Below are 3680 nucleotides of genomic sequence, written 5' to 3' on the forward strand. Positions count from 1 at the left end.
CCAGACGTGGGGCCGGCCCCTCCCGTAGGAGCATCAAACGTGCTCAAGCCTTGCTTGGCCCGGATGTCCACCGCGTTCAGGACTCACTGGAATGATGGAAAGGAACAAGATGGCCGATCAGCTCACAGTAGAAATTATTGCTGCAATCAAAAATCTCGCCCAATCGGAAAACGGCGGGAGGATCCCTGTAGCAATCGGAGAAATCACCGCTGATAGCGAATTGACCTCGCTTGGCATCGATTCACTGGCATTGGCCGATGTGCTCTGGGACCTGGAGCAGGCCTACGGCATCAGGATCGAGATGAACACCGCCGATGCCTGGTCTAATCTGAAAAACATCGGCGATGTCGTCGAAGCCGTTCGCGGCCTGATCGCGAAGGAGGCATGATGGACAGGCGCGTCGTAATCACGGGAATTGGCGGACTATGCGGATTAGGAACAAACGCTTCATCTATTTGGAAAGAAATGCGGGAAGGCCGCTCTGCAATCAGCCCGATCATCACGACTGATCTCTATGATATGGAAGGCACGGTCGGTGCCGAGATCAAGGCGATACCAGCACACGCCATCCCGCGCAAACAGCTTGTCTCCATGGACCGCTTCAGCCTTCTCGCGGTGATTGCTGCAACCGAAGCCATGAGGCAGGCCGGACTTTCCTGCGATGAACAAAATGCCCACCGCTTCGGCGCCGCGATGGGCGTCGGCGGGCCTGGCTGGGGAACGATCGAAGAAACTTACCGCAGCATCCTTCTGGACGGAGTGACCCGGGCGCGCATTTTCACCGCACCAAAGGGAATGCCAAGCGCGGCTGCCGGCCAGGTCAGCATTTTCTTGGGTCTACGCGGCCCCGTCTTCGGCGTCACCTCTGCCTGCGCTGCGGGAAATCACGCCATCGCTTCTGCGGTAGATCAGATCAGGCTGGGCCGTGCAGACGTCATGCTTGCCGGGGGAAGCGATGCGCCGCTCACATGGGGCGTCCTGAAATCATGGGAAGCACTGCGCGTGCTTGCCCCTGATACCTGTCGCCCGTTCTCCGCCGATAGGAAAGGCGTTGTCCTTGGCGAGGGTGCCGGAATGGCTGTCCTGGAAAGTTACGAGCACGCTGCTGCCCGCGGTGCGACTATGCTTGCCGAGGTTGCCGGAATCGGACTTTCCGGCGATGCCTACGACATTGTCATGCCGTCCATCGAGGGACCGGAGGCCGCAATGCGCAGCTGCCTCGCCGATGCCGAGCTAAACCCGGACGATGTAGACTACCTGAACGCGCACGGCACCGGCACCGTTGCGAATGACGAGATGGAGACGGCAGCGATCAAGCGCGTCTTCGAAGACCACGCTTTTCAGATGTCCGTCTCCTCCACCAAGTCCATGCACGCCCATTGCCTGGGTGCTGCCAGCGCACTTGAAATGATTGCCTGCGTCATGGCGATCCAAGAAGGCGTCATACCGCCCACCGCCAACTATCGTGAGCCTGACCCCCAGTGCGATCTCGACGTCACTCCCAATGTCCCGCGTGAGCGCAAGGTGCGCGTAGCCATGAGCAATGCGTTCGCCATGGGAGGCACCAACGCCGTCCTGGCATTCAGACAAGTGTGAAGAGGCGGACGATGTGGCCGTGAATGGTTCCAGCTGCAACCGCGAGGGTGGTGCCGCTGGAGAGAAGCTAGCTGGCGTGCCGTTACATATGCAGGTCAATTCGCACCGATGGTTAGCCCACAATGGCTCGCCGGGGATTGCTCACAAGGCGGGGTGGGGAAAATATGGTTGCGTTCCGTAGTTATGATCATTCACGCAACCGGCTGGAAAGAGCGCCCGCTCCGGGTTTGGCACTCGGAGCGGCTCTTCAAATTCACTTGCTATCGATTCCGCTTGCCGGCCGGGCTGGTCACTGCCACTTTCAATCCACTGCTGTCGAACGAGCCTCTGGACCACGCAAACGACGCGTTGTCGACCGTTTTCCTGCCGGGACTTCTCTTCTGCGCCATGCGATGTTGAGCGTCGAGAAGAGGAGCTTATCTGAACCTCGTTCAAGCCGGGCGTCAGAGGACCAACAACTTCATCGATGAACGCGAACTGAGAACAGACAATGACACGCACTCAAAAAGAAAAGATGCTGGCGGGCGAGATGTACAACCCGGCGGACGAGGAGATTCAGACGGACCTGTTGGCCACGGGAGCTTGGCTGAAGAGATATAATGATACTCTGGGAAGTACGGCCGAGCATTGGAACGCACTTCTTCTGGAGCGACTAGGAGAGGTCGGAACTGGAGCCGTCATCCGTCCGCCATTTCATTGCGACTACGGCTTCAACATCAGGCTTGGTGCCTACGTTTACATCAATTTCAACTGCGTAATCCTTGACGTAGCAGAAGTGACGATCGGTGCTGGGACGGCAGTCGGACCGGCTGTGCAGATTTACACCGCCGACCATCCGCATGATCCCGAGCAGCGGCAGGCTGGTCTGCAGCTAGGTCGGCCTGTCCGGATTGGCAAAGACGTCTGGATTGGTGGTGGAGCAATTATCCTCCCAGGGGTGACGATCGGCGACAACGCCGTCATCGGCGCCGGAAGCGTAGTCACCCGCGATATACCCGCAGGGGAAAAGGCCATGGGAAATCCGGCTCGGTTGAAGCGCTGAGGCAAGCCGCTGAGAACGCCATAGTCAAGGCAGTGCTTGTGAACCAACACTCCCACTTGCCACCAAGCCGATGCGGCGTGGTTGATTCATAAATATCGGATATCAGACCGGCCAACGCGGCAACCACGACGGCTTTCTGACGCATGCACATATGTGGGCTTTGCACGTCTCGTCGAACCAGTGGAAACTGAACTCGCCTGAGAAGGCGAGGTGTTTCGCCATCAATTCAATGAACTTGGTGCGGCATCTCCACCTACATTGAGCGGATCTCGTAAAGGCAATGGCGCGAGTTGCATCCACAATTTGGATGTGCGCGATCACAACAATCGATTTTAAACATCTTACCGGATGCGATTAGAAGGTTCCGCAAATGGGCGCGCTACAAAGCATCGTGGCACCTTCGTCCTTTGGCACACCGAACGGAGACAAATCAATGTGTGGGATTGTTGGCATCGTCGGGCGGCGCCCGGTGTCGCAGCGACTGCTCGACGCGCTAAAGCGTCTGGAGTACCGCGGATATGACTCCGCTGGCGTTGCCACGATCTCTGAGGGCACGTTGGAGCGCTGCCGCGCGCAGGGTAAGCTCGTCAATCTTGAAATGAGGCTAAAGCAACAGCCGCTAGACGGGATCATCGGCATCGGCCACACCCGCTGGGCTACTCATGGGGCGCCGACAGAACGAAACGCTCATCCACATATCGTCGACGGTATTGCCGTCGTTCATAACGGTATCATCGAAAACTTCGCGGAGCTGAAGGCCGAACTGGAGGCGACTGGTGCGGATTTCGAGACGAGCACCGATAGCGAGGTCGTCGCGCATCTCCTCGCAAAATCCCGTCGCGGCGGTATGAGCGGCCGAGAGGCCATGCACGCGATGCTAAAGCGGCTGAAGGGAGCCTTCAGCCTTGCAATTCTTTTCCAGGATGAGCCAGCCACCATTATGGCGGCGCGCAATGGACCTCCGCTGGTGATTGGTCATGGCGACGGGGAAATGTTTCTAGGCTCCGACCCTATCACGCTTGCTCCCTTAACCAACGAAGTT

At 58.1% G+C, this 3680-nt stretch carries 3 protein-coding genes and 1 pseudogene; all 4 read left to right on the forward strand.

Features of this window, described 5'->3' with window-relative positions; genetic code table 11:
• The first annotated feature begins 109 nt into the window (after window positions 1-109).
• Entirely contained in the window at window positions 110-388 is a 279-nt protein-coding gene (locus AC1D1Z_RS35130) for a phosphopantetheine-binding protein (protein ID WP_012755326.1), read from the forward strand.
• Window positions 388-1596 carry a beta-ketoacyl-[acyl-carrier-protein] synthase family protein gene (locus tag AC1D1Z_RS35135; RefSeq protein WP_130654377.1) on the forward strand — a complete coding sequence of 403 codons (1209 nt, stop codon included), beginning with the start codon at window positions 388-390 and terminating at the stop codon, window positions 1594-1596. Before AC1D1Z_RS35130 ends, AC1D1Z_RS35135 begins: the two co-directional genes overlap by 1 nt.
• Before the next feature lie 490 nt (window positions 1597-2086).
• On the forward strand, window positions 2087-2638 hold the full coding sequence (locus tag AC1D1Z_RS35140; RefSeq protein WP_017968972.1) for a sugar O-acetyltransferase: 552 nt from the start codon (window positions 2087-2089) through the stop codon (window positions 2636-2638).
• A gap of 433 nt (window positions 2639-3071) precedes the next feature.
• Window positions 3072-3680: pseudogene (locus AC1D1Z_RS35145) on the forward strand (glutamine--fructose-6-phosphate transaminase (isomerizing)); the annotation flags it as partial.

This window comes from Rhizobium sp. P1_E1, assembly GCF_056406015.1.